The sequence below is a fragment of the Sphingomonas kaistensis genome, assembly GCF_011927725.1.
In the GTDB taxonomy this organism is placed as follows: Bacteria; Pseudomonadota; Alphaproteobacteria; order Sphingomonadales; family Sphingomonadaceae; genus Sphingomicrobium; species Sphingomicrobium kaistense.
The window spans coordinates 2217527-2242104 of record NZ_JAATJC010000001.1 but is presented as its reverse complement, the minus strand read 5'-3'; the positions used below and the strand labels follow the sequence as shown (position 1 = coordinate 2242104).

The 24578-nt window shown below is 67.9% G+C and carries 15 protein-coding genes; 14 read left to right on the top strand and 1 reads right to left on the bottom strand.

Translation table 11 applies throughout. The features are described from left to right. The first annotated feature begins 143 nt into the window (after nucleotides 1–143). The 7 genes from GGQ97_RS11015 to addB all read left to right on the top strand — a co-directional run bounded on the left by GGQ97_RS11015 (nucleotide 144) and on the right by addB (nucleotide 11971). Nucleotides 144–3566 (top strand): TonB-dependent receptor domain-containing protein, encoded by a 3423-nt coding sequence (locus tag GGQ97_RS11015; RefSeq protein ID WP_168069560.1) that lies wholly within the window; start codon nucleotides 144–146, stop codon nucleotides 3564–3566. Between the two features lie 63 nt (nucleotides 3567–3629). Continuing rightward, entirely contained in the window at nucleotides 3630–4349 is a 720-nt protein-coding gene (locus tag GGQ97_RS11010; RefSeq protein WP_168069558.1) for an outer membrane protein, read from the top strand. Between the two features lie 186 nt (nucleotides 4350–4535). Next, nucleotides 4536–6857 carry a sensor histidine kinase gene (locus tag GGQ97_RS11005; RefSeq protein ID WP_245197942.1) on the top strand — a complete coding sequence of 774 codons (2322 nt, stop codon included), beginning with the start codon at nucleotides 4536–4538 and terminating at the stop codon, nucleotides 6855–6857. Continuing rightward, a complete protein-coding gene (tsaE, locus tag GGQ97_RS11000) occupies nucleotides 6858–7307 on the top strand; it encodes a tRNA (adenosine(37)-N6)-threonylcarbamoyltransferase complex ATPase subunit type 1 TsaE (protein ID WP_168069554.1) in 450 nt (149 codons plus the stop codon). Next, complete coding sequence (locus GGQ97_RS10995) at nucleotides 7304–8293, top strand: aminoglycoside phosphotransferase family protein (protein ID WP_168069545.1); 990 nt, start codon at nucleotides 7304–7306, stop codon at nucleotides 8291–8293. The genes tsaE and GGQ97_RS10995 overlap by 4 nt, the downstream gene beginning before the upstream one ends. Next, nucleotides 8290–9054 (top strand): nucleotidyltransferase family protein, encoded by a 765-nt coding sequence (locus GGQ97_RS10990; RefSeq protein WP_168069543.1) that lies wholly within the window; start codon nucleotides 8290–8292, stop codon nucleotides 9052–9054. The genes GGQ97_RS10995 and GGQ97_RS10990 overlap by 4 nt, the downstream gene beginning before the upstream one ends. Beyond that, on the top strand, nucleotides 9041–11971 hold the full coding sequence (addB, locus tag GGQ97_RS10985) for a double-strand break repair protein AddB (RefSeq protein ID WP_168069541.1): 2931 nt from the start codon (nucleotides 9041–9043) through the stop codon (nucleotides 11969–11971). The genes GGQ97_RS10990 and addB overlap by 14 nt, the downstream gene beginning before the upstream one ends. A gap of 16 nt (nucleotides 11972–11987) precedes the next feature. On the opposite strand, the gene GGQ97_RS10980 is transcribed toward addB, so the two are convergent. Continuing rightward, the gene (locus GGQ97_RS10980; RefSeq protein ID WP_168069539.1) at nucleotides 11988–12134 is read right to left on the bottom strand and encodes a hypothetical protein; all 147 of its coding nucleotides are present in this window, start codon (nucleotides 12132–12134) and stop codon (nucleotides 11988–11990) included. 78 nt (nucleotides 12135–12212) lie between these two features. Between GGQ97_RS10980 and addA the strand changes: the two genes are divergently transcribed. The 7 genes from addA to GGQ97_RS10945 all read left to right on the top strand — a co-directional run bounded on the left by addA (nucleotide 12213) and on the right by GGQ97_RS10945 (nucleotide 24570). Beyond that, the gene (gene addA / locus GGQ97_RS10975) at nucleotides 12213–15599 is read left to right on the top strand and encodes a double-strand break repair helicase AddA (protein WP_168069537.1); all 3387 of its coding nucleotides are present in this window, start codon (nucleotides 12213–12215) and stop codon (nucleotides 15597–15599) included. Between the two features lie 25 nt (nucleotides 15600–15624). Next, on the top strand, nucleotides 15625–15942 hold the full coding sequence (gene trxA / locus GGQ97_RS10970; protein ID WP_168069535.1) for a thioredoxin TrxA: 318 nt from the start codon (nucleotides 15625–15627) through the stop codon (nucleotides 15940–15942). A 132-nt stretch (nucleotides 15943–16074) separates the two neighbouring features. Further along, nucleotides 16075–18795 (top strand): preprotein translocase subunit SecA, encoded by a 2721-nt coding sequence (gene secA, locus GGQ97_RS10965; protein ID WP_168069533.1) that lies wholly within the window; start codon nucleotides 16075–16077, stop codon nucleotides 18793–18795. A 9-nt stretch (nucleotides 18796–18804) separates the two neighbouring features. After that, complete coding sequence (gene putA / locus GGQ97_RS10960) at nucleotides 18805–21924, top strand: bifunctional proline dehydrogenase/L-glutamate gamma-semialdehyde dehydrogenase PutA (protein ID WP_168069524.1); 3120 nt, start codon at nucleotides 18805–18807, stop codon at nucleotides 21922–21924. Nucleotides 21925–21984: 60 nt separating this feature from the next. Next, entirely contained in the window at nucleotides 21985–22584 is a 600-nt protein-coding gene (locus GGQ97_RS10955) for a TetR/AcrR family transcriptional regulator (protein ID WP_245197941.1), read from the top strand. 286 nt (nucleotides 22585–22870) lie between these two features. After that, nucleotides 22871–23296 (top strand): hypothetical protein, encoded by a 426-nt coding sequence (locus GGQ97_RS10950; protein ID WP_168069520.1) that lies wholly within the window; start codon nucleotides 22871–22873, stop codon nucleotides 23294–23296. Nucleotides 23297–23316: 20 nt separating this feature from the next. Continuing rightward, nucleotides 23317–24570 carry an efflux RND transporter periplasmic adaptor subunit gene (locus tag GGQ97_RS10945; protein ID WP_245197940.1) on the top strand — a complete coding sequence of 418 codons (1254 nt, stop codon included), beginning with the start codon at nucleotides 23317–23319 and terminating at the stop codon, nucleotides 24568–24570. Nucleotides 24571–24578 lie beyond the last annotated feature (8 nt).

Genomic DNA, 24578 nt, shown 5'->3' with positions numbered 1-24578 from the left:
CCTGCAACAGCGCGTTACATATCTGTTACCTGAAAACGACAGTCTTCGACTAACGGGCGCGTGGACCCCATGAGCGGCTTGCATCGGATCGGACTCGTGTCACGAAGGGCGCGCCTAATTCTTTCCTGACAGGATTGTTCCCGATGCGAGCTTTGCCTCTTGCTGCCCTATCTTCTGTTTCGTTTGCGGCGCTGACATTCGGTCTGGCGTCGCCGGCCTCTGCCCAGCAGCAGGCCGCTGCCAGCCCCGAGCAGGCGCAGCAGTGCGCCGCGCTCGCGACCGAGCAGGAGCGTCAGCTCTGCCTGCAGGGTCAGAAGACCGAAGCCACGCCGGAAGAAGCGGGCGACATCGCCACGCAGCTTCCGTCGGAAGTCGCCGCTGACAAGGCCAATTCCGAAACCATCGTGGTCACCGGTTCGCGCATTCGTCGCAACGCCTTCAACAGCCCGGACCCGATCACCGTCATCGACCCCGAGCTCGAGCTCAAGGGCGGCCAGAACAGCACCGCCGAGATCCTTCAGGCCAGCCCGATCGCGGCCGGCTCGTTCCAGATCACCGAATTCCTTTCGGCCGGTTCGTTCGTCACCAACGGCGGTGTCGGTGCCCAGACCGTGTCGCTTCGCGGCCTTGGCGCCGAGCGTACGCTCGTGCTGCTCAACGGTCGCCGCGCCGGCCCGGCCGGTACGCGCGGTGCGATCGGCAGCTTCGACCTTAACGTCATTCCGTCCGCGATCCTGCAGAACGTCGAGATCCTGAAGACCGGCGCCTCGTCGATCTACGGTTCGGACGCCATCGCGGGCGTGGTCAACCTGATCACCAAGAAGTCCACCGACGGCCTGCAGCTGCGCCTGACCGGCACTGTTCCGCTTGAAAGCGGCGGTGAGAATTACGGCGCCAGCGCGGTGTGGGGCAAGGACTTCGGTCGTGGCCACATCATCGGCGGCGTCGACTATTACCGCCGTAACCGCCTCCAGCGCGGTGATCGCGACTTCCTGCTGTGCTCGGAAGAATATCTGTTCGATCGCAACGGCAGCCGACTGGAGATCAACGATCCCCGCACCGGCCAGCCGCGCTGCAACACGCTCAACACCGCCTATATCGGCCTGTCGAGCGCCTTCACCTACAACAATACGCCGGGTGTGACGTTCAGCACGGTCCAGTACAACGATCCGGGCGATCGCCTGACCGAGTTCGTGTCGCCGTTCACCAACACCGCGACGCTGACGCTGCCGTCGAACCTGATCCCGGTCTCGCTGACCTGCTCGACGACGCTTCCGGCGTCGCCGGCCCAGCCTGCCGCGACCAACCCGACCACCCAGACGCTGTGCCGCAACTCGGTCGGCATCCTGAACCAGCGCGATCCGCGCCTGGCCGGCGCCGACATCTCGCCTGCGCTCGATCGTTACACCGCTTACCTGCAGGGCGGGTATGAGATCACCGACAACATCGAGATCACCGGCGAAGCGCTGTACAACAAGCGCAAGACGGAGACCTTCGGCCTCCGCCAGCTGTTCCCGACGCAATTCTCGGGTGGCGGCCAGCCGGTCGGTTCCGCCAACTCGCCGGCCGTGGCCTGCACCGCCGCTCGCCGCCTGATCAACCTGAACTGCAACCCGGCCAACGTTGGCGATCCGTTCAACACCGAGATCCTCGGGAACATCGTCCTTCAGCCGGTCGTGCCGGTCGGAACCCGGGTCGCCACCGACGTCGACTACTATCGCGGCGTGGTCGGCCTCAACAGCGATCTGGGCGGCCTGTTCGGTGGCGGCTTCTTCAATGGCTGGCGTTTCGACAGCTATTATCAGTACAGCCGGAACAACGGTAAGTACACGAACAGCCGCATCTACCAGGACTCGGTCGACCTCATCCAGTATCGCACCCAGGGGTGCCAGCCTGGCCAGGTCACGCGCGTTCGCGGCGCGCCGTGCGTCAACATCGACTTCACCGATCCGCGGGTCCTGAACGGCGAATTCACGCCGGCTGAGAGCGCGTTCCTGTTCGGCGAAGAAACCGGCAAGACCAAGTACGTCCAGCAGACCGTCGAAGCGAGCATCAGCGGCGACCTGTTCCGCATGCCCGCCGGCGCCGTCGCGGTCGCCATCGGCGCGCAGTGGCGCCGTGACGAGATCGACGATCGTCCCGGCAACATCGCCCAGGCGGTCAACCCGGCTTACAATTCGGCGATCACTCCGGGCAGCGCGCAGTGCAACCCGGCGGTCAATCCGCTGCAGGTCTGCGATCGCCTGATCAGCAATGTCTACGGCCAGTCCGTGTCGGGCCGTACCGCTGGTTTCACCCGCTCGAAGGAAGCCTTCGGCGAAATCGAAATCCCGCTGGTCCACAACACGCCGTTCATCCAGAACCTCACGCTCTCGGGCGCGGCGCGCGTTGTCAGCGGCTATGCCGAGCGCATCGATGGCGTCAGCGACAAGGACAGCGGCAACTGGACCTACAAGGTCGGCGGCAACTGGACGGTCAACGACTGGCTGCGTTTCCGCGGTTCGTATGGCACCTCGTTCCGCGCCCCGGCGCTGTTCGAGCAGTTCCTCGCCAACCAGACGGGCTTCCTTGCCCAGACCGCGATCGATCCGTGCATTCGCTACGGCGTCGGTATCAGCCCGGCCGAATACGGCCTGGTTGCCCAGCGCTGCGCCGCTCTCGGCATCGCTCCCGACTATTCGGGCGCTCCGAGCAGCTCGGCGGTGATCACCTCGGGTGGCGGCGTCGGCGTCCTTGATCCGGAAACCTCGAAGGCCAAGAGCTTCAGCGTCGTCCTCACCCCGAAGACCGCTCTGTGGCCGGGCATGCGGTTCAGCGTCGCGGTCGACTATTTCGACATCCGCGTGAAGAACCAGCTGACCACGCTCGGCGCCGGCAGCATCATCTCGGGCTGCTTGACCTCGACGACTTACCCGACTGATCCGCTCTGCTCCCTGTTCATCCGGAACACGGACACGACCTCGCCGAACTTCGGCAACGTCCTGTCGGTCCGTAACCCGTACGTGAACATCAACTCGGAGAAGAACCGCGGCATCGACCTCACGGTTCGGGTGACCCAGGATCTCGGCCGCTATGGTCGCCTGTCGTTCCTCGGCGAGCAGACCTGGCAGCTGGAGGATCTCTTCGTCCTCTTCGCCGGCCAGGAGTCGAACTTCGAGGGCACCACGGGTGAGCCGAAGTTCGTCGGCGACTATAAGCTGACCTGGGACAATGGTCCGTGGTCGGTGTTCTACGGGATGACCGTCACCAGCCGCGTCTCGGACGAGCAGGCTCTTCGGAATGCTCGTGCGGGCCAGCTCTGCTTCGCGAGCCTGATCCGTGGCGGCGATGTCTGCCCGATCTACAGCTACCCGGCGCAGTTCTATCACAGCGCTTCGGTCACCCGCTCGATCGCCGATGGTCGTTTCCGGATGACCCTGGGCGTCAGCAACCTGTTCGACACCAAGCCTCCGCGGCCGTCGGGCACCGGTGGTCCGACCGGCGTGACCGGTCAGATCCCGACCTCGGGTACGCAGTATGACCTGCTGGGACGCCGCGCCTTCGTCAGCGTCAGCGCCAAGCTCTAACCGATTGACCGGCTTCCCCTCTCAGCGGGGGGAAGCCGGACTTCTGCAAAAAGGAATCTCCCCATGAAGAAGTTTTGGGCTCTCCTGCCGGTCGCCATGGTGGCGTCGACTCCGGCTTTCGCCCAGTCGGGACCGGCGTTCACGGCCCGCGCCGAGATTCGCGCCGGCTACGACGAGTCGCGCACCAAGCTCGAACTGTCGACGACCACCGTCGGCAACGTCACGCAGATCGTGCTTGCTCCGGCAACCGGCGCACAGACCCGCCGTTTCAGCGCCAACGACATCAGCACCGGTTTTGAAGCCGGTGTCGATGGTCGCCTCGGTGAAAGCGCCGTGATCGGCGTCTACATCGGTGCCGACACCTCGAACATCGAGGAATGCCGCAGCCGCGTGTTCGCGCCGACTGCCGCCGACAGCGCCTGCTCCAAGCTTGGCACCAGCTACGGCGCCGGCCTGCGCGCAGGCGTCGCCACCGGTGACGGCGGCATGATCTACGTCAAGGGTGGCTACACCAAGGGCAAGGCTCGCACCTCGTACCAGAACCGTCCGCTGACCGGGCAGACCGCAGGCAACGTCGTGTTCAACGTGAATGAGAACCTCGACGGCTATCACGTCGGCGCCGGGTTTGAGCTCAACCTCGGCAAGGCCGTCTACACCAAGCTGGAATATGTCCGCACGGTGTTCGACGGTGGCTACAAAAGCGTCATCATCGAGCCGAACAACATCGACGTTCGTCGCAACCAGATCCTGTTCGGCCTGGGCATCCGCTTCGGCGCGATGTGATCGGGTCCCGGGACCGCGGCCTGGCCGCTGACCCGGACAGACAGTGCAGGCAGCCGCCGGAGCAGTCCGGCGGCTGTTTCTGTTTAAACGAGGCCGTGCGAACTGCTGGCGTGCGCTCCTTTATGGCTCTACCCTGACGAACTTATGGGGGCGGGTAGCGTAATCTTGGGTCAAAGCGGCGCGGCAATGGCCCTGTTCGCGCTCGCGGCCCTGTGGTTCGCGGTCGGCGCTTTCCTCGCCGCCCGCGGAATCAGCGATCGACGCAGGGCATCCCGGCTGGGCGGCCACGCCAAGGCGATCGGCGCCTTGCTTGCCGCCGCGCCGGTTCGACCATTGCTGGTCTACCGCGACGGCAGGGTGGAGGCCGATCCGGCGCTGTTGCGCGAATTGTCGGCCGAAGGCGCAGAGACGTTCGCCGACCTCGCCAACGGAAGCGGCTTGTCCCCCGAAGACCATCAGGCGCTTGGCGCTCAGCTCGGTGAAGTCGCGCTCGGCGTGGCGACGATCGAGCGGGCGGTGACCATTCAGTCATCCGGACGCCGGCTCGACGTTCGCGGCGGCCCTGCGCCCGCGCCGTCGCCGCCAGGCTCGGTCCTGCTGTGGATCGGCGAAAGCAGCAGCGCCGAGCGCGACCGCGCGGCAATGGCCGAACAGCTTGGCGCGACCGAGCGGGCAATGGGTGCCCTGACCCAGCTGATCGAGGCAGCGCCGTTTCCGATGTGGGTCCGCGAAGGCGACTTCGGCCTGGCGCTCGTCAATCGTGCGTTCGTTGCGGCGGTCGAGGCGCCGGATGCGGCAACGGTGGTCGAGCGCGGGATCGAACTCGTCGAAGGAGGCGGGGAGGCGGGGGCCCGCGCCGGTGCCGAGCTGGCGTTGAAGGAAGGCCACGCGATCGAGCGCGTTCGTCCAGCGACCATCGGCGGCGAGCGGCGGACGTTGCGATTGGTCGATGTGCCGCTGCCGGGCGGGACTGTCGCAGGTTATGCGTTCGACATCCAGGAACTGGAAGACGCCCGCTCCGAACTCGAGCGTCACGCGCTCAGCCAGCGCGAGCTGTCGGACCGGATGACCGCCGGCGCCATCCAGTTCGATCCCGATCGCACCTTGTCCTTCTACAATCGCCCGTTCGCGGTCCTCTCCGATATCGAGCCGGACTGGCTCGACGAAGGGCCGGAGTTCGACCGTCTCCTGGAGCGGATGCGCGAAAACCACCGATTGCCCGAGGTGCGCGATTTTCCCGAGTGGAAGGCCGAGCGCCGGGACTGGTTCATTTCCGCCGAGGAAGTGCACGAGGAGGAGTGGATCCTCGCCAATGGCGATCACCTGCGGGTCGTCGGCCAGCCGCTCCCGGACGGCGGCCTCCGGATCATCTTTGAGGATCGCACCGAGCAGGTTCGCCTGTCGAGCGCGCGCGATACCCTGCTGCGAGTGCGGACCGCGACCTTCGACAATCTGTTCGAGGGCGTAGCGGTGTTCGCGTCCGACGGGCGGCTGACGCTGTGGAACCGCCGCTTTGGCGACTTCTGGAGCCTCGACGAAAGCTGGCTTGCCCAGCATCCGCGGGTCGACGAGTTGGTGCCGGCCTTTGCCGGGCGGCTGGTCAATCCGACCGCTGCGGCGCGGCTGCGCGAACTGGTCCGTGGCGCGACGGGAGAGCGGCGGGCCGAGCAGGGTCGCCTCAGCCTCGCGGACGGTCGCCACTTCGCCTTCGCTGCCGTTCCGCTGCCCGACGGCAATGCGCTTTTCACGATGATCGACGTCACCGATTCGAGCCGGATCGAGGCCGCCCTGCGTGAACGGGCCGAGGCACTGGAACAGGCCGACCGGGTGCGCACCGACTTCGTCGCCAACATGAGCTACGAGCTGCGCACGCCGTTGACCTCGATCGGTGGCTTCGCGGAGATGCTCCGCGAAGGCTATGCCGGGGCGTTGTCGGGACCGGCCAAGGATTATGTCGCCGCCATCCTCGAGAGCGTGTCGCGCCTGTCGCGCCTGATCGACGACGTGCTCGATCTGACCCAGGGTGCCAGGGGCGATGTCGTTCTGGAACGGGAGCGGGTCGACCTCGCCGGCCTGATCCGCACCGTGACCGTACAGATGGAACCGGCGGCCAAAGCCAAGGGCCTGCGCTTCAAGGTTGTGATCGGGGAGGGGACTGGAAGCATGTCGGGCGACCACCGCCGCCTTCGCGAAAGCCTCGAGCACGTGCTGCGCAACGCGGTCGCCTACACCGACAAGGGCGAGGTTCGGCTGGTCACGCGCGGCGATGCGGAGCGGGTCGAGATCTTGATTGCCGACACCGGGCGTGGGTTGGCCGAGGAACATCAGGCGAGGGTCTTCGAGCGCTTCACCCGGTTTAGCGAACGCCGGGGCGAGGCGGCGCTCGGGCTTGGCCTGCCGCTCACCCGCCAGTTCGTCGAAGCCCATGGAGGCACGGTTCAGCTGAGCAGCGTCGAGGGCAAGGGCACCAGCGTGCTGATCACCCTGCCGCGGTCGGGCGACCGCTAGATGTGGCAGCTGGACGAGCCCGCCATGGCAACGGCGGGCGCGGCGTTGGCCAGCGTGTTGCAGGCCGGCGACGTGGTTGCGCTGTCCGGGCCGCTCGGGGCCGGCAAGACGACCTTCGTGCGCGGGGTGCTTGCAGCGCTTGGCCATCATGGAGAGGTGCCATCGCCGACCTTTGCCATCGTCCAGCCCTATGACGCGCTTCGCCTGCCGGTCGCTCATGCCGACCTGTACCGCATCGAGGATCCGGCCGAGCTCGAGGAATTGGGTCTCGAGGACCAGCTGCTTGACGGCGCGCTGCTGGTCGAGTGGCCCGAGCGGGCAGGTGCGGCGGCCTGGCCACAGGCGCTTCGGCTTAGCTTGCAACCGCTTCCCGATGGCCGACGCGCCTTGACTTGGCAGGTCCCGAAGTCATGGGAAGGCCGATGGCCACCGCCGCTAGACCCCCGATGATTCCGCCCGCCACTTGCGATCGTTTCCTGGCCGATGCCGGATGGGAGGGCGCGCGGGTCGAACCGCTGGCGGGCGACGCCAGCTTCCGCCGCTATTTCCGTGTCCACCATCCGGATCGCGGGGCCGCGGTGCTGATGGATGCGCCGCCACCGCACGAGGATCCGCGGCCGTTCATCGCGGTTGCCGAATGGCTGGTCGGCCACGGCTTCAGCGCCCCCGACATCCTCGCCCGCGACCTTGACCAGGGCCTCCTGCTGCTCGCCGACTTCGGCGACATCCGGTTGCGCGAAACGCTGGACGAGATGCCGGCCGAGGAGACCCGGCTGTACGGCGCGGCGACCGATCTCCTCGCCGACCTGCACCGCCATCCGCCCATGCCCGGTCTTCCGCCGCACGGCCTGACCGAATGGCTGAGCGAGCTCGAGCTGTTTCCGGACTGGTATGCATCGGCGGTCGGGATCGAGGTCGATCGCGCGTCCTTCGCCGACGCCTGGAGCGCGGTGCTGGCACCGGTCGCGGCGGACGGCCTCGGGCCGGTTACCGTGCTGCGGGACTTCCATGCCGAGAACATCATGCTGGTCAGCGGCCGGGAGGGCCACGCCCACCTCGGCCTGCTCGACTTCCAGGATGCGCTTGCAGGACACCCGGCCTACGACCTCGCCTCGATCCTTGAGGACGCGCGGCGCGACGTATCGCCATCGGTCGAGCAGGGGATGCTCGACCGCTATGTCGCCGCAAGCGGGCAGGGCGAGCCTTTCCGCCAGGCCTATTGGGCGCTGGCGGCGCAGCGCAACACCCGCATCCTTGGCGTCTTTTGCCGCCTGTGGAAGCGCGACAACAAACCCGGCTATCGCCGCTTCCAGCCGCGGATGTGGGGCCTGCTCGAGCGCGACCTCGCGGCGCCGCACCTGGCGCCGGTGAAAGACTGGTTCGACCGCAACGTGCCGCCCGAGGCGCGCGCTGCTGCCTGGAGCGACGCCGAATGACCGCCACTCTCCACCGCACCCTGCGCATCCGCCCGGACATCAGCGCCACCGTTCCACGCTGCGCGATGGTGATGGCGGCGGGCCTTGGCAAGCGGATGCGCCCGCTGACCGCGACCCGGCCCAAGCCGCTGGTCGAGGTCGCCGGCAAGGCGCTGCTCGATCATGTCCTCGATCGCCTGCGCGCGTCCGGGGTCGAGCGGGTGGTGGTGAATGTCCATTATCTCGCCGACAGCCTCGAGGCGCATCTCAAGGCGCGCTGCAAGGACCTCGATGTCGCGATCAGCGACGAACGCGAGCTGCTGCTGGAAACCGGCGGCGGGCTGGTACGGGCGCGTCCGCTGATCGATTGCGATCCGTTCCTGGCGGTGAACAGCGACAATTTCTGGGTCGACGGGCCGAGCGACACGCTGAAGCTGCTCGCCAGCCACTGGGACGGCGACCGAATGGACGCCCTTTTGTTGCTGGTGCCACAGGCGCGGGCCGGCAATCATGGCGGGAGCGGCGACTTCCACATGGATGCGGGCGGCCGCTTGCGCCGTCGCGCGCCCGGCCGCATCGCCCCCTTCGTCTATACCGGCATCCAGATCATGGCCCAGCGCCTTCTCGACGGTGCGCCGGATGGACCGTTTTCCACCAATATCCTGTGGGACCGGGCGATCGAGGAAGGCCGCTGCTTCGGGGTCGTCCATCAAGGCTTGTGGTTCGACGTCGGGACGCCGGGCGCCATTTCCGCCACCGAGGAAGCGCTTGCCCGCGAGTGAGCCGCGGCCCGGCCCGAGCCTGTGGTCGATCCCCGCCGAGGCAAGCTTTGCCGACGCCCTCGCGCTTGAGCTGATCAGTCGCCACGGAGGCGACCCGCTGGCGCTTGCGCGGGGACGCGTCCTTCTTCCCAATGCCCGCGCGGTGCGCACCGTGACCGAGGCGTTCGTCCGGGCGAGCGGCACCGGACTGCTGTTGCCGCGGCTGATCCCGATCGGCGATCCTTCCCTCGACGAACGGATTGGCGGCGCCTTTGAAAGCCTGACCGGTGACCCGATCGCCCCCGCGGTCGATCCGCTTACCCGCCAGGCCGAGCTTGCGGGCATGCTCCAGTCGGCGCGCGGCCTCGGCACGGCCGAAGCGTGGCGGCTGGCCGGCGACCTTGCGCGCACGCTCGACCAGTTGCTGGTGGAGGGGGTCACTCCCAAGGCCCTGCTCGCCAGGCTGGGCGAGGGCGGCGAAATCGCGCTTCACCAGCAGCGCGCGCTGGAAACATTGTCGGTCCTTCTGACGCGCTGGCCCGAGCGGCAGCAGCGGGCAGGGCGGATCGATCTGGTCGAACGCCGCAACCTGCTGCTGCGGGCGACGGCGCGGCGTTGGCAGGCCGTCCCGCCGGCCGGGTTCACGGTCGCTGCCGGTATCACGACCTCCGCCCCGGCAGTCGCCGACCTGCTGCGCGTGATTGCCTTCATGCCCGATGGCGAGGTCGTGCTGCCGGCATTGGCCGACGAAACCCTGCTCGACGAGGAACAATGGAAGGCGCTTGGCGGGGAGGAGCCTGACGATGGCCGGCCTGAGCCGACCCACCCGCAATATCATCTGAAGCTGCTGCTGCAGCGCATGCGGGTCGACCGCGCCAGCGTGCGTCCGTGGCCATCGAACAGCGCTGCGCCCGATGGGCCGCAGCGTAGCCGCGCGGCGGCGCATGCGCTGACCGCGGCCTCGTTCAGCCAGGGGTGGAGCCGGCTTGCCGCGGAAGAACGCTCGCTTGGGCCGGTGCGGCTGGCGATCCTGCCCGATCCGGCGTCCGAGGCACAGGCGATCGCGCTGGCGTTGCGCGAGGCGCTGGAGATCGAGGGGCGGACGGCGGCGCTGGTCACGCCCGACCGGCAACTCGCCCGGCGGGTCGGGGTGCATCTTCGCCGGTGGGGGATCGAGGCCGACGACAGCGCCGGCACGCCCTTGTCGCTGCTGCCGCCCGGAAGCCTGCTGCTTGCGCTGACCGCGGCGGCCGCCGACCGATTGGCGCCGGTTCCGTTGCTGGCGCTGCTTGGCCATCCCCTGGTGCACGCGGGCGAGACCCGGCGCGAGTGGCTCGACGATGTCCGGGCGCTCGACCTCGCGCTGCGCGGTCCCCGGCCGCTGCCCGGGGTCGATGGATTGCAGCGGCTGGTCGACCAGAAGATCAGGGACGATCGCCGTGGTCAGGCAGGACTTGCCGAGGTCTGGGAGCGGCTGAAGCCGGTCGTCGCGGACATTGCGCCCCTGCTCGAAGGAGCGCTTACGCTGGCCGGGCTTGCGGCAGGCCTGCGCCGGGGCGTGGAACAGCTTGCGGGGGAGGGCGCGTGGAGCGGACCCGCCGGGCGTGCGGCGGCCGACCTGCTCGCCGCGCTGGAAGCCTCGGAAGCGACCGCGGCGCTACCCGTCGGTTCGGACGATGCCGTGCCCTTGTTGCGCGCGCTGCTCGACGGGGTCGCGATCCGTCCGCCTTATGGCCAGCATCCGCGGGTGCGAATCCTCGGCCTGATCGAAGCGCGCCTGATCAAGACCGACCTGATGGTCCTGGCCGGCCTCAACGAAGGCAGCTGGCCGGCGCCGCCGAGCCCCGATCCGTGGCTTCCGGTGACGGTCCGACGGCAGTTGAAGCTGCCCGGACCGGAAATCCGCATCGGCCTGTCAGCGCATGACTTCGCCGGGCTGCTTTGCGCCGAGGATGTGCTTCTGACCCGCGCCCGCCGCGACGGCCGCTCACCGACGGTGAGCTCGCGGCTGCTGCTCAGGCTGGAAGCGCTGACCGGCGGCCTTCCGCGTGACGAACGTCTGGAGGCGCTGGCGGTGGCGCTGGACGATCCCGAACGCGAACAGCCGGCGCTTCGTCCGCGCCCCTCTCCGCCCCGCGCCGAGCGGCCGAAGCGGATCCGGGTCACCGACCTCGATCGCCTCAAGGCCGATCCCTTCTCCTTTTATGCCAAGACCATGCTGCGGCTCAGGCCGCTCGACGACCTTGGCGCGGAGCAGGATGCGGCATGGAAGGGGACCATCGTCCACGCCTTGTTCGAGCAGTGGTTCGAGGAGGACCAGTGCGCTCCCGCCCGGCTGCTCCCGCGGGCTCGCGATCTGCTTGCGGGGAATGATATCCATCCCTTGATGCGGGCGCTGTGGGGGCCGCGGCTGATTGAAGCGATCGGGGTGCTGGCGGAGGAAGAAGCGAGCAACCAGACCCGGGGCCGGCGTCCGTTCGGGGCTGAGGTCGACGGCGAGGCCGACGTCGCCGGGGTGCGACTGATCGGGCGGGCCGACCGGATCGACCGGTTGCCGGGAGTTGGCCAGCTGGCCATTCTCGACTTCAAGACCGGCAAGCCGCCGGCCAAGAACCAGGTCGAGGCGGGCTTCGCGCTGCAGTTGGGATTGCTCGGCCTCATCGCCGAGGCCGGCGGGTTCGGCGACCTCATGGCCCGGCCCACCTTGTTCGAATATTGGTCGCTGGCCAAGCAGGACCGGAGCGACCGGCGCGGATTTGTCGAGGAGATCGGTCCGGCCGATGTCATCCTGGAGGAAGCGCGGCGCCATTTCAGCGAGGCGGCGGCGCGGTGGCTGACCGGTCACGAGCCGTTCACCGCCAAGCTCCAGCCGCGGTTTGCGCGCTACGGCGATTACGATCAGTTGATGCGGCTGGAGGAATGGCTGGGGCGGAGCTAGCCCGCCCCGCCCTTGGTCACTTCTTCTTTGCCTTGCCCGAGCGGGCATAAAGCAGCGCGGCGACCAGTGCTGCGGAGCCGACCCCGACTGCGATTCCGGCCTTGAAGTTGCGCGTATCCTCATCCTTGCCGCCGTTGCCCGGCTTCTTGTTCTCGTCCGCCACGTGTTGCTCCTCCTGGGGGTGTTCGCGCGCCTCATAAACGCATGGCGTGGCCGAGCGGAAGCGTTATGACGGCAGGCGATGTCGCGTCCCTCCGCCCTGAAGCCGCTCGACCCCGATCAGGCCGCGGCGGCCGACCCGTTCATCCACGCTTCGCTGTCGGCCAGCGCCGGCACCGGCAAGACCCAGGTGCTGACCGCGCGCGTGCTTCGGCTGCTGCTCGAGAATGCGTCACCGGAATCGATCCTGTGCCTGACCTTCACCAAGGCGGCTGCAGCGGAGATGGCGGAGCGGGTCGGGGGGCGGCTGGCCTACTGGATCGGGCTCGACGACGCAGGCCTCGGCGCCGAGCTCGTCGCGCTTGGGGTCACGCCGACCGGGGCGATGCTTGCCCGGGCCCGGCAGCTTTTCGCCACCGTGCTCGATTGCCCGGGCGGACTGCGGATCCAGACCATCCACAGCTTCTGCCAGACCCTGCTCGCCGCTTTCCCGTCGGAAGCGGGGATCACGCCCGGCTTCCGCCCGATCGAGGGACGAGAGGAGGAAGCGCTGGTCGAGCGCACGCTGGCCGCCCTTGCCGAACGGTCCGACGCCGGCGACCGCGCCTTCCTCGCCGACCTCGAAATCCTCGCCTCGCGCCTCGGTGAAGCGGACGTGCGGACCTACCTGCGGCGCTGCGCCGGTTCGGTCGAGGGCATGGCCCGGTTCGACCGGCTGGACGCCATCGAGGCCGAGCTGCGCGACATGATGGGCCTGCCCGAAGACGGCGTCGAGGAGGTGGTGGCCGCCCGTTGTCACGACGACGAGTTCGATTGCAGCGCGCTTCAGGCCCTCGCCGATGCCTATCGCCGGTGGGGCACCAAGACCGCCGAAGCGATCATTCCCGAGATCGACGGCTGGCTCGCGCTGCCGGCGGCGGAGCGGTGCCGCGAGCTTCAACGTTTCGCCCAAGCCACCGTCCTGACGGGCAGCGGCAGCCGGCGCTCGGTCAAAAACCTCGTCAAGCATTGGCCGGACGCGCAGGAGGAAAGCGACGCCTTGTGCGAGAAGGTCGAGGAATTGCTCGGGCTGCTTCGCGGGGATGCGCTGGTCCGGCTGCTCGCCGCCGGGCTGCGGGCGGGCAAGCGCTTTGCCGATGCCTATGCCGCTGCCAAGCGGGCCGAGGGCGTGGCCGACTTCGACGATCTCATCCGCTGGTCGCGCAACCTCCTGGCACAGGAGGGGATGGGAGAGTGGATCCGCTTCAAGCTCGATCGCCGCACCGACCATCTGCTGGTCGACGAGGCGCAGGACACCAACGAAAGCCAGTGGGCGATCGTCAAGGCGCTGACCGAGGAATATTGGAGCGGGCAGGGGGCGGGTCCGGAGCATCGCACCCTGTTCATGGTGGGCGACTTCAAGCAGGCGATCTACGGCTTCCAGGGTACCGACCCGGCCGAGTTCGAGCGGGCCCGCGCCTTCTTCCGCGATGCGGCGGCGGGTGGCGCGATGCCGTTCCGGTCGCTCTCGATCAGCCGCAGCTTCCGTTCGGCGCAGGCGGTGCTCGACGTGGTCGACATGGTGCTGGGCCAGCTCACGCACAGTCGCATTGGCCTGCCCGAGGAAGCGCCGCCGCACCTCAGCTTCCACGCCGGTCGGGCCGGCAGCGTCGAGGTCTGGCCGCCGTTTGAGCATGTCTCGCCCGATGACGAAGGGGACGGCGAGGAGAAGTGGGAAGACGAGGCGCGTCGCCGCTACGCCAGCGAACTGGCCGACTGGATCAAGGCCGAGATCGATCGCGCCCCGGTGCTTGCGTCGACCGGGCGCCCGCTCAGCCCCGGCGACATCCTGGTGCTGGTCCGCAGCCGTGCGAACCTGGCGCCTTTACTGGTCGCGAGGCTGTTCGAGCGCAACGTCCGCACTGCCGGCCTCGATCGCCTGGTCCTGTCCGAACCGCTTGCGGTGCAGGACCTGCTCGCCGCGATCCGCTTCGCGGTACAGCCTCTCGACGATCTCAATCTCGCCAACCTGCTTGTCTCGCCGCTGGTCGGATGGAGCCAGGAGCAATTGTACGAGCTTGCCGGACGCGAGCGTCGACGCAGGCTGTGGGAGGAGCTCGGCCATCGCTCCGGCGAGCGGCCCGATTTCACCTTCGCGCGCGAAACCCTCGCCGACCTCCTTCGCGTCGCCGACTTCACCGGCCCGCACGCCTTTCTCGAGCGGATCCTGTCGGGGCCGCTGGACGGACGGCGCAAGCTGCTCGCCCGCCTCGGCCGGCAGGCGCGCGACCCGATCAGCGAGCTGATCGCCGCCGCCATCCAGTTCGAAGGCGGCGAACCCGTCACCCTGCAGCAATTCCTCGCCTGGCTGTCGCACGGCAAGCTGGAGGTGAAGCGCGATCCCGAAGGACGCGGCGACGCTGTCCGGATCATGACCGTGCACGGCGCCAAGGGGCTGGAGGCGCCGCTGGTAATCCTTGCCGATGCCACCGCCAATCCGTCCGAACTCGGCGGCAACAGCGCGATCCTCGACGTGCCGAGCGAAAGCGGCCGCTTCCCGATCATCCGTCCCCGCAAGGACGAGGTCGCACCGCCGTTCGACGGGGTGCTTGCCGCCGAAAAGGCACGCGACCTCGAGGAGCATTTCCGCTTGCTCTACGTGGCCTTGACCAGGGCAGGCGAAAAGTTGGTCGTGGCCGGGCTGAAGACGTTCCGCCGCATCTCCGACGACAGCTGGCACAGCAGCGTCTCCGCCGCGATGATGGCCGGCGGCATCGAGCCTGACGCCATTGGCATCCTTCGCCACGCTACTGGCCAGCAGGCGGTTGCCGCGACGATCGGGCAGCCGCCCGCCGCTGCCCCCGTGACGGTACCGGCCTGGGCCCGAAGCGCGGCACCGCTCGAGGCGCGTCCGCCGCGCCCGCTCGCGCCTTCGCAGGTGACGGCCGATACCGACAGCCGCCCTCCGCCGACCCCCGAACTGGCCGCGGCGGCGACCCGCGGATGCCTGCTCCACGCCCTGTTCGAGCGGCTACCCGCAACGCCTCACGAGGATCGCCGGCGGGGCGCGCTGGAATGGCTCAAGCAGTCGGGCGGAGAGCTGGACATGGCAGAGCGCGCCAGGCTGGTCGATGCGGCGCTGGGCATCATCGAGGCGCCCGACTATGCCGAGCTCTTCTCGCCCGCCGCTCTGGCCGAGGCGCCGATCGCCGCCACGTTGCCGGACGGAATGGTGGTCGCCGGTACGGTCGACCGGCTGCTGGTCACCGATGCGGTCGTGCGGGTGGTCGATTTCAAGACCGGTCGCCAGGTGCCGGCGGGACCGGACGCCATTCCCGCCGGTCACGTCCGCCAAATGCGCGCCTATGGCCAGGCGCTGCAGGTGATCTTCCCCCGTCACCGTATCGATCTGGCACTCCTCTACACCGAGGCGCCGCGGATGCTCGCGGTCCAGCTTGAGGACTTGCCGGCACTTACCCATATGGGCTGAAACCCGAATCAGGAGCTTTCGCGATATGACCCAGACCATCACCGACCAGAGCTTTGCCGCCGACGTCCTCGGCGCCGACAAGCCCGTGCTGGTGGATTTCTGGGCGGAATGGTGCGGTCCCTGCAAGATGATCGCCCCCGCCCTCGAAGAGCTCAGCCAGACGATGGGCGACAAGGTCACCATCGCCAAGCTGAACATCGACGAAAACCCCGACACACCGGGCAAGTATGGCGTTCGCGGCATCCCGACCATGCTGCTGTTCAAGAATGGCGAGCCGGTCGCGCAGAAGGTTGGCGCGCTGCCCAAGAGCCAGCTTGCGGCGTGGCTGGAAGGCGTTCTCTGATCCCTGCGCAAGGCGGGATGGTGCGCCCTGTCTGATTGACTAGGGCGCACCCCGAACCTACATCGCCCGGCACTCGAAAAACGCTCGTGCGCGGGCGCGTCTGCCCTTGCCCTGCGCCCTTAAGGAAGTTCCATGCTGCAATCGTTCGCCAAGTCGCTCTTCGGCTCGAGCAACGACCGTTATGTCGCCAAGCTGAAGAAGGTCGTCGACGCGATCAACGCGCACGAGCCGAGCATCTCTGCCCTGACCGACGAGGAACTGGCGAACCAGACGGTGATCTTCCGCCAGCGGCTGGAGAACGGCACCAAGCTCGACGACCTGCTGCCGGAAGCCTTTGCGACGGTGCGCGAGGCGGCCAAGCGGACGCTTGGGCAGCGCCATTACGACGTGCAGATGATCGGCGGCATCGCGCTCCACCGCGGCGAAATCGCCGAAATGCGCACCGGCGAGGGCAAGACGCTGGTCGCGACGCTTGCGACCTACCTCAACGCGCTTCCCGGCAAGGGCGTGCACGTGGTCACGGTGAACGACTATCTTGCCCGCCGCGACGCGGAATGGATGGGCCAGGTCCACAACTTCCTTGGCCTGACGGTCGGGGTGATCGTTCCCAACCTCGGCGAGGAGGAACGGCGCGCGGCCTACAACGCCGACATCACCTATGCGACCAACAACGAGCTGGGCTTCGACTATCTGCGCGACAACATGAAATACAGCCGCGACCAGATGGTCCAGCGGCCGTTCAACCATGCCATCGTCGACGAGGTCGACTCGATCCTGATCGACGAAGCCCGCACCCCTCTGATCATCTCGGGCCCGACCGACGACAAGAGCGAGCTTTACATCTCCGTCGACGCGCTGGTGAAGCAGCTTGGCGAAGGCGACTATGAGAAGGACGAGAAGCAGCGCAGCGTCGTTCTGACCGAGGAAGGCACCGAAAAGGCCGAGCGACTGCTCGAGGAAGCCGGCCTGATCGAGGGCCAGAACCTGTACGACATCGCCAACACGCAGGTGGTCCACCACCTCAACCAGGCGCTCAAGGCGAACACCATGTTCCGCCGCGACATCGATTACATCGTCAAGGATGGCAAGGTCATCATCATCGACGAGTTCACCGGCCGGATGATGGACGGGCGGCGCTGGTCAGACGGCCTGCACCAGGCGGTCGAGGCCAAGGAAGGCGTGCAGATCGAGCCGGAGAACCAGACGCTCGCCTCCATCACCTTTCAGAACTATTTCCGCATGTATCCCAAGCTGTCGGGCATGACCGGCACGGCGCTGACCGAAGCGCCCGAATTCTACGACATCTACCGGATGAACGTCGTCACCATCCCCACCCACAAGGCCGTCAGCCGGGTCGACGAAGAGGACGAATTCTACAAGAACATCAACGACAAGTTCGCCGCCATTGCGAAGTCGTTGAAGGAAAAGCAGGAGCTCGGCCAGCCGGTGCTGGTCGGCACCGTGTCGATCGAGAAGTCCGAGCTGCTCAGCGAATATCTCCACAAGGAGGGCGTCGAGCATGCGGTGCTGAATGCCCGCTTCCACGAGAGCGAGGCGCACATCGTCGCCCAGGCCGGGCGCCTCGGCAAGGTGACCATCGCCACCAACATGGCCGGCCGCGGAACCGACATCCAGCTCGGCGGCAACGTCGAATTCCGGTTCGAGGACGAGCTCAAGGACATGCCCGCCGGGCCTGAGCGCGATGCCGCCGAAGCGAAGATCCGCGAGGAAGTGCAGGCCGAACGTGAAAAGGTGCGCGAAGTCGGCGGCCTGTTCGTGCTCGGTACCGAGCGCCACGAAAGCCGCCGCATCGACAACCAGCTGCGCGGTCGTTCGGGCCGCCAGGGCGATCCGGGCCTCAGCCGCTTTTACCTCAGCCTCGACGACGACCTGCTGCGCATCTTCGGCCAGCAGACCACCTTCGCCCGGCTGATGGAAAAGAACCTCGAGGACGGCGAGGCGATCGTCTCGCCGTGGATTTCGAAGGCGATCGAGACCGCCCAGAAGAAGGTCGAAGCGCGCAACTACGATATCCGCAAGCAGGTCGTCGAATTCGACGATGTGATGAACGACCAGCGCAAGGTGATCTACGAGCAGCGCGCCGAGATCATGGACGCGGCGCATGTGTCCGACGTGGTGACCGACATGCGCGCCGACACCATCGGCGCCCTCGTCAACGCGCACTGCCCGCCGGGCACCTATCCCGAGCAGTGGGACCTCGACGGCCTCAAGGAAAGCCTGGACGCCGTGCTCGGCCTCCAGCCGCCGACCGAGGAGTGGTTCAAGGAGGACGGTGTCGACCAGGAACTGATGATCGAGCGCGTCTCGGCGCTGGCCGACGAGGCGATGATCGCCAAGACCAGCGAGGTCGAGCCCGAGCGCTGGCAGGAGGTCGAGAAGACCGTCCTGATTCAGACCCTCGACCATCATTGGAAGGAGCATCTGTCGACGCTCGACGCGCTGCGCCAGGTCATCCACCTGCGCTCCTATGCGCAGAAGAAGCCGATCGACGAGTATAAGCAGGAAGCCTTCCTGCTGTTCGAACGGCTGCTGGTCGCGATCCGCGAGGACGTCACCAAGACCCTGATGCGGGCCCAGATCGCGATGGAACCGCCGGCCTTGCCCGAGCTTCCGGCGTTCCTGACCCAGCATCTCGATCCGCTGTCTGGCCTTGACGACACCGCCGACCTCGACGCGGCGGCGCGTGGACTGGTGGGGGGCTACGGGCCCGGCACCAACATCCCGCAGCCGGACCTTCCGGAAGGCGCGATGGCCGAGCCGATCAGCCGCAACGCGCCGTGCCCGTGCGGTTCGGGCAAGAAGTTCAAGCACTGCCACGGGCAGCTGGCCTGAGGCACTGACATGAACCTCTCCGTGCCGGTCCGTGCTTCCATTCTCGACCGCGCCGCGGTTCGCCGCGACACTCGCCGCGACGAGGAGAAGATCGTCGCCGAGCGGCTGGAGCAGGCGCAATTGTCGCCCGGCGCCGCGCGCGAAGCCGACGCGATCGCGCGCAACCTGGTCGGCCACGTCCGCGGTGCCAAGCCGGCCGGACTGGACGCCTTCCTCCACGCCTACGATCTAGGCTCGGACGAGGGCGTAGCGCTGATGTGCCTGGCCGAAGCACTGCTGCGTATCCCCGACGCGCACACCGCCGACGAGCTGATCCGCGACAAGCTGTCGGGGCCCGACTGGTCCGAAAAACTGGGCGACAGCCCATCGCCGTTCGTTAACGCCGCGACCTTTTCGCTTCTGCTGACCGGCAAGGTGCTCGACGCCGGGCATGACAATCGCGGCACCTGGAGCGCGGCGCTGGGCCGCGCGGTCGGGCGTCTTGGCGAGCCGGTCATCCGCACTGCGGTCGGCCAGGCAATGAAGATCCTTGGCGGCCAGTTCGTGTTCGGCCGCACCATCGACGAAGCGCTGGAACGCGCCGCGCCCGAGCGGAAGAAGGGGCTTAGCCACAGCTTCGACATGCTCGGCGAAGCGGCCCGCACGCTGGCCGACGCCGACCGCTATGCCGAGGCCTATCGCGGCGCGATCCGCCGTATTGCGCGCGAAGCAGGGGAGGGCGTGGTCCGCTCGCCCGGCATCTCGGTCAAGCTGTCGGCGCTCCATCCGCGCTACGAGGCGCTGCATGCCGAAGAGGCCAAGGCCTATGTCCTGCCGGTGCTGCGCGAACTTGCCGCCGCCGCAAGCGCCGCCAACGTCCACCTGACCATTGATGCGGAGGAGTCCGACCGGCTCGAGCTGCAGATGGACTGCCTCGAAGCCCTCGTCGCCGACGACGCCCTGTTTGCGAACGGATGGACCGGCCTTGGCATGGCGCTCCAGGCCTATGCCAAGCGCGCCCGCCCGGTCGCCGAATGGGTCGTCGCGCTTGCCCGCGCGCACGGCCGCACCCTGATGATCAGGCTGGTCAAGGGCGCCTACTGGGACAGTGAGATCAAGGTCGCGCAGGTCGGCGGCTACGACGATTATCCGGTATTCACCCGCAAGGTGGCGACCGACGTCTCCTATCTTGCCTGCGCCAAGGTCCTGCTGGGCGCGCCCGACTGCATCTACCCGGCCTTCGCCACGCACAATGCGACCACCATCGGCGCGATCAAGGCGCTAGCCGGGACCACCCCGTTCGAGTTCCAGCGCCTCCACGGCATGGGCGAGGAATTGTTCGAGGGCCTGGCCAAGCTCGAGCGCGAGCTCGGGCAGCCTCAGACCCCGGTCCGCATCTACGCCCCGGTCGGCAGCCACAAGGAATTGCTCGCCTATCTCGTCCGGCGCCTGCTCGAGAATGGCGCCAACAGCTCCTTCGTGAACCGCATCGCCGACGCCGAGATCGGGGTCGACGACCTGATTCGCGATCCGGTGACGCAGCTGACCGCGCTGTCGCCGCGGCGCAATCCCGCGATCGCCCTGCCGGGCGAGATGTTCGGGACCGCCCGCCGTAACAGCGCCGGCTGCGATCTCACCGACATCGCCGTGCGCGAGCCGCTGCTCCGCCGGCTCGCCGAGCTTGAGCGCAAGCGCTGGACGGCCGGGGAGGGCAGTGGCGCGCGTACCGAGGTGCGCTCGCCCTTCGATCATGCGTTGCTGGTGGGCGAGGTGATCGAGACGGTTCCCGCCGACCTCGACGCCATGCTTTCCCGTGCTGCAGGGTCGCAGGGGGCGTGGGACGCGATTGGCGGCGAGGCGCGGGCCCGCCTGCTCGACCGCACCGCCGACTTGTTCGAAGCGCACCGCGAGGAGTTCTACTCGCTCTGCATTCGCGAAGCCGGCAAGTCGCTGCCCGACGCGGTGCTGGAAGTACGCGAAGCCGTCGATTTCCTCCGCTATTACGCTGCCGAAGGGCGCCGCCTGGCCCAGCCTGTGCACCTGCCCGGACCGACCGGCGAGCTGAACGAGCTTCGCCATCACGGCCGCGGGGTATGGACGTGCATCAGTCCGTGGAACTTCCCGCTCGCCATCTTCACCGGTCCGGTCGCCGCCGCGCTTGCGGCGGGCAATAGCGCGATCGCCAAGCCGGCCGAGCAGACGCCGCTGATCGGCGCGCTGGCGGTCAGGCTGATGCACGAAGCCGGCATCCCCGCCGATGTCGTCCAGCTTGCGGTCGGGAATGGCAGGATCGGCGCGGCGCTGGTTTCGCATCGCCTGACGTCGGGCGTCGCCTTTACCGGCTCGACCGCCGTCGCCCGCGCGATCAACCGCAGCCTTGCCGAGCGCGAGGGACCGATCGTCCCGCTGATCGCCGAAACCGGCGGGCAGAATGCGATGATCGTCGACAGTTCGGCGCTGCCCGAGCAGGTCACCCGCGACGTGGTCGCCTCGGCCTTCCAGTCGGCTGGCCAGCGTTGCTCGGCGCTGCGCGTGCTGTTCGTGCAGGACGACGTCGCCGACACCATGCTGACGATGATCCGCGGTGCGATGGAAGCCTTGTCGATCGGCGACCCGCGGCTTCCGACCACCGACGTCGGCCCGGTGATCGACGGCGAGGCCAAGGCCTCGCTTGACGCGCATGTCGCTGTGCTGCGCGCTGCAGGGCAGGTGCTCGCGGAGCTTCCGCTGCCCACCAATAATGGCAGCTTCGTCGCCCCGGTGATCGCCGAACTGCCGAGCCTCGCCAGCCTCAAGGACGAGCATTTCGGCCCGATCCTCCACGTCATCCGCTGGAAGTCGGGCGAGATCGACAAGGTGATCGACCAGATCAACGCGACCGGCTTCGGCCTGACGCTGGGCCTGCAAAGCCGGATCGACACGGTGGCCGAGCATGTCGCGAGGCGGGCCCGGGTCGGAAACCTCTACATCAACCGCAACCAGATCGGCGCCGTGGTCGAAAGCCAGCCGTTCGGCGGCGAGGGGCTCAGCGGGACCGGGCCCAAGGCCGGCGGTCCGCACTATGTCGCGCGTTTCGCGACCGAGCGGGTGACCTGCATCGATACCACCGCGGCGGGCGGCAACGCGACGCTGATGGCGGCGATCGACTGAGCCCAGTCCATTGAACATTCAGCAAAATCGACTTATATACCGATCGATATGGTAAGTCTCATGCCTCGGGCCTGCAAAGGTCGACCGCGCGAGTTCGACGTCGACGACGCGTTGGCGGCGGCGCTGCGCGTGTTCTGGAGCAAGGGCTATGAAGGCGCTTCGCTGACCGATCTCACCGAGGCGATGGGGATTACCCGGCCCAGCCTCTATGCCGCCTTCGGCAACAAGGAAGCCCTGTTTCGCAAGGCGCTCGACCTCTACGAGCGCGAAAAGCTCGCTTATGTCGGCGAAGCGCTCGCCGCTCCGACCTCACGCCAGGTTGTCGAGCGGATGCTGACGGGCGCGCTGGAAATGCAGACCAGCGAGTGCGAACCGCGCGGCTGCCTGCGTGTCATCAGCACGATGAACTGCGGCGCCGAAGCCGAGTCGGTCCGGACCGATCTGATCGCCCGCCGGGCTTCCTCGCAGCAGGCGCTGATCGCTCGCATGCAGCGCGCCAAGGACGAAGGCGACCTCCCGCCGGATACCGACGTCGAAGGCATCACCAATTACTTCCTCGCCATCCTGCAGGGGATGTCGGTGCAGGCCGGCAGCGGCGCGAGCAAGGCGCAGCTCCAGGAACTGGTGCGCACCAGCGTTGCGATGTGGCCCGGAAAATAGCGGAAAAAGTTTTCTACCAGGCGGTATGAAACTCTTGACCTAAGCTGAACCTCTTTATATACCATTCAGTATAGAACAGAGGAAAGCTCCCGTGGCACTCCACCAGAAACCGGTCTTCGACACGCGCTAGTCGCCTGATCTGACCACTCCAGAATTCGCAGCTTGGTTGCAGGCCGGCGCGCGTCACGCGTCGCAGCCACTGTCGCTGCTCGCCCACAATTTTCCAGCCGACCGGAAGCCCTGCGCTTTCCGGATCGACGAGCCGCGTCTTCGAAAGGAACGACCCATGGCCTCACTTCCCATCACCCAGTGGCCGACCGCACAGGCCGAGATCGTTCCCTTTCCCCGGCCCAGGCTCGTCGCTGTCGAGACGGTCGAGCCCGCCGTTGAGCCGGCCCGCCTGTCCGCCCTCGAATGGTCGGTGGTGGCACTGGCCGAGCGCGACACCGTTGCAAGCCTGCGTGAACCCGGGCGGATCGCTGCCGCGCTGGAAAGCCTGTTCGGCCTGCACCGCCCCAACAAGCTCGCCAACCCCCGGCTGGAGGTGCTTCGGCGCCTCGCCGTCTTCGCCTGGCGGCAGGGCTGGAAGGTCCCGAAGAGCGAGCTCCAGGCCTTTCTCGCCGAGGGCTTCACCCTCGATCATTACGAGCTGGTCCAGGCCAGCATCGCCGCCAGCCGCACCCCCGCCCGCAAGCGTGGAGCCAATCGATGAACGCCCCGGTGAACCCAGCCATGACCGACACTGCAAGCCCCGTTCCGCCGCCCGCCGGCCTTTCCCGCCTGACCCGCGGCCAGAAGGTGGCGCTCGGCCTGGTCCCGATCGCGCTGGTTGCCGGCATCGCCTTCGGGCGCCCCGGCGCCGGTGAGGTCCAGGCAGCGCCGCCGCCCGCGGTGGTGACCGCCGCCGCGCCGCTCGTCCGGCAGGTCGAGGAGTGGGACGAATATTCGGGCCGGTTCGAAGCCAGCCGCTCGGTAGAGGTCCGGCCCCGCGTGTCGGGGGCGATCGTCGGCGTGCATTTCCAGGACGGCGCGGTGGTGCGCCAGGGCCAATTGCTGTTCACCATCGACCCGCGTCCGTTTGCCGCTTCGCTGGCCGAGGCGCAGGCTGCCGTCGGCGGTGCCCGGAGCGAGCTCAACCTCGCCCAGGCCGACCTGTCGCGAGCGCTCCGCCTGCTCGACGTCGATGCCGTCGCGCGCAGCGATGTCGATCGCCTTCGGGCCCGCGTCCAGGCCGCCCAGGCCTCGCTGGCCGCCGCCGATGCGCGGGTTCGCAGCCGTCAGCTCGACGTCGGCTTCACCCAGGTTCGGGCGCCGATCGGCGGGCGGATCTCGGACCGCAGGATCGACGCCGGCAATCTCGTCTCGGGCGGTCCCGCCGGGGGCGAGGCGACCCTGCTGACGACCATCAATTCGCTCGACCCCATGTATTTCACCTTTGACGCGTCCGAGGCGCTGTTCCTCAAGGCGCGCCGCGCGCAGGAGAGCGGCAAAGCGCCGAGCGAAGTGCAGGTCCGGCTGCAGGACGAAACCGACTATCGCTGGCGCGGACGGCTCGACTTCACCGACAACGGGCTCGACACCCGGTCGGGCACGATCCGCCTGCGGGCGGTGGTGCAGAACGGGCGGCAATTCCTGACGCCTGGCATGTTCGGCAACCTCCGGCTGTCGTCGGGCGGCACGGCGGCGGCGCTGCTGGTGCCGGATTCGGCGGTTCAGACCGACCAGGCCCGCAAGGTCGTGACGGTGGTCGGCCGCGACGGCAACCTGGCGCCCAAGCCGGTCGTGACCGGTCCGCTGATCGACGGCCTGCGGGTCATCCGCTCGGGGCTCGATCCCAGGGACCGGGTGGTGATCAGCGGTGCCCAGCTCGCCATGCCGGGCATGAAGGTGCAGGTCCGGCCCGGCGCGATCACGGCGCAGGCGCCCGCGGCCGCGCCGCCCCGGGCGGTCCCGGTCGCCGGTACCGCGACCTTCGCGACCCGCTAACAGACCTT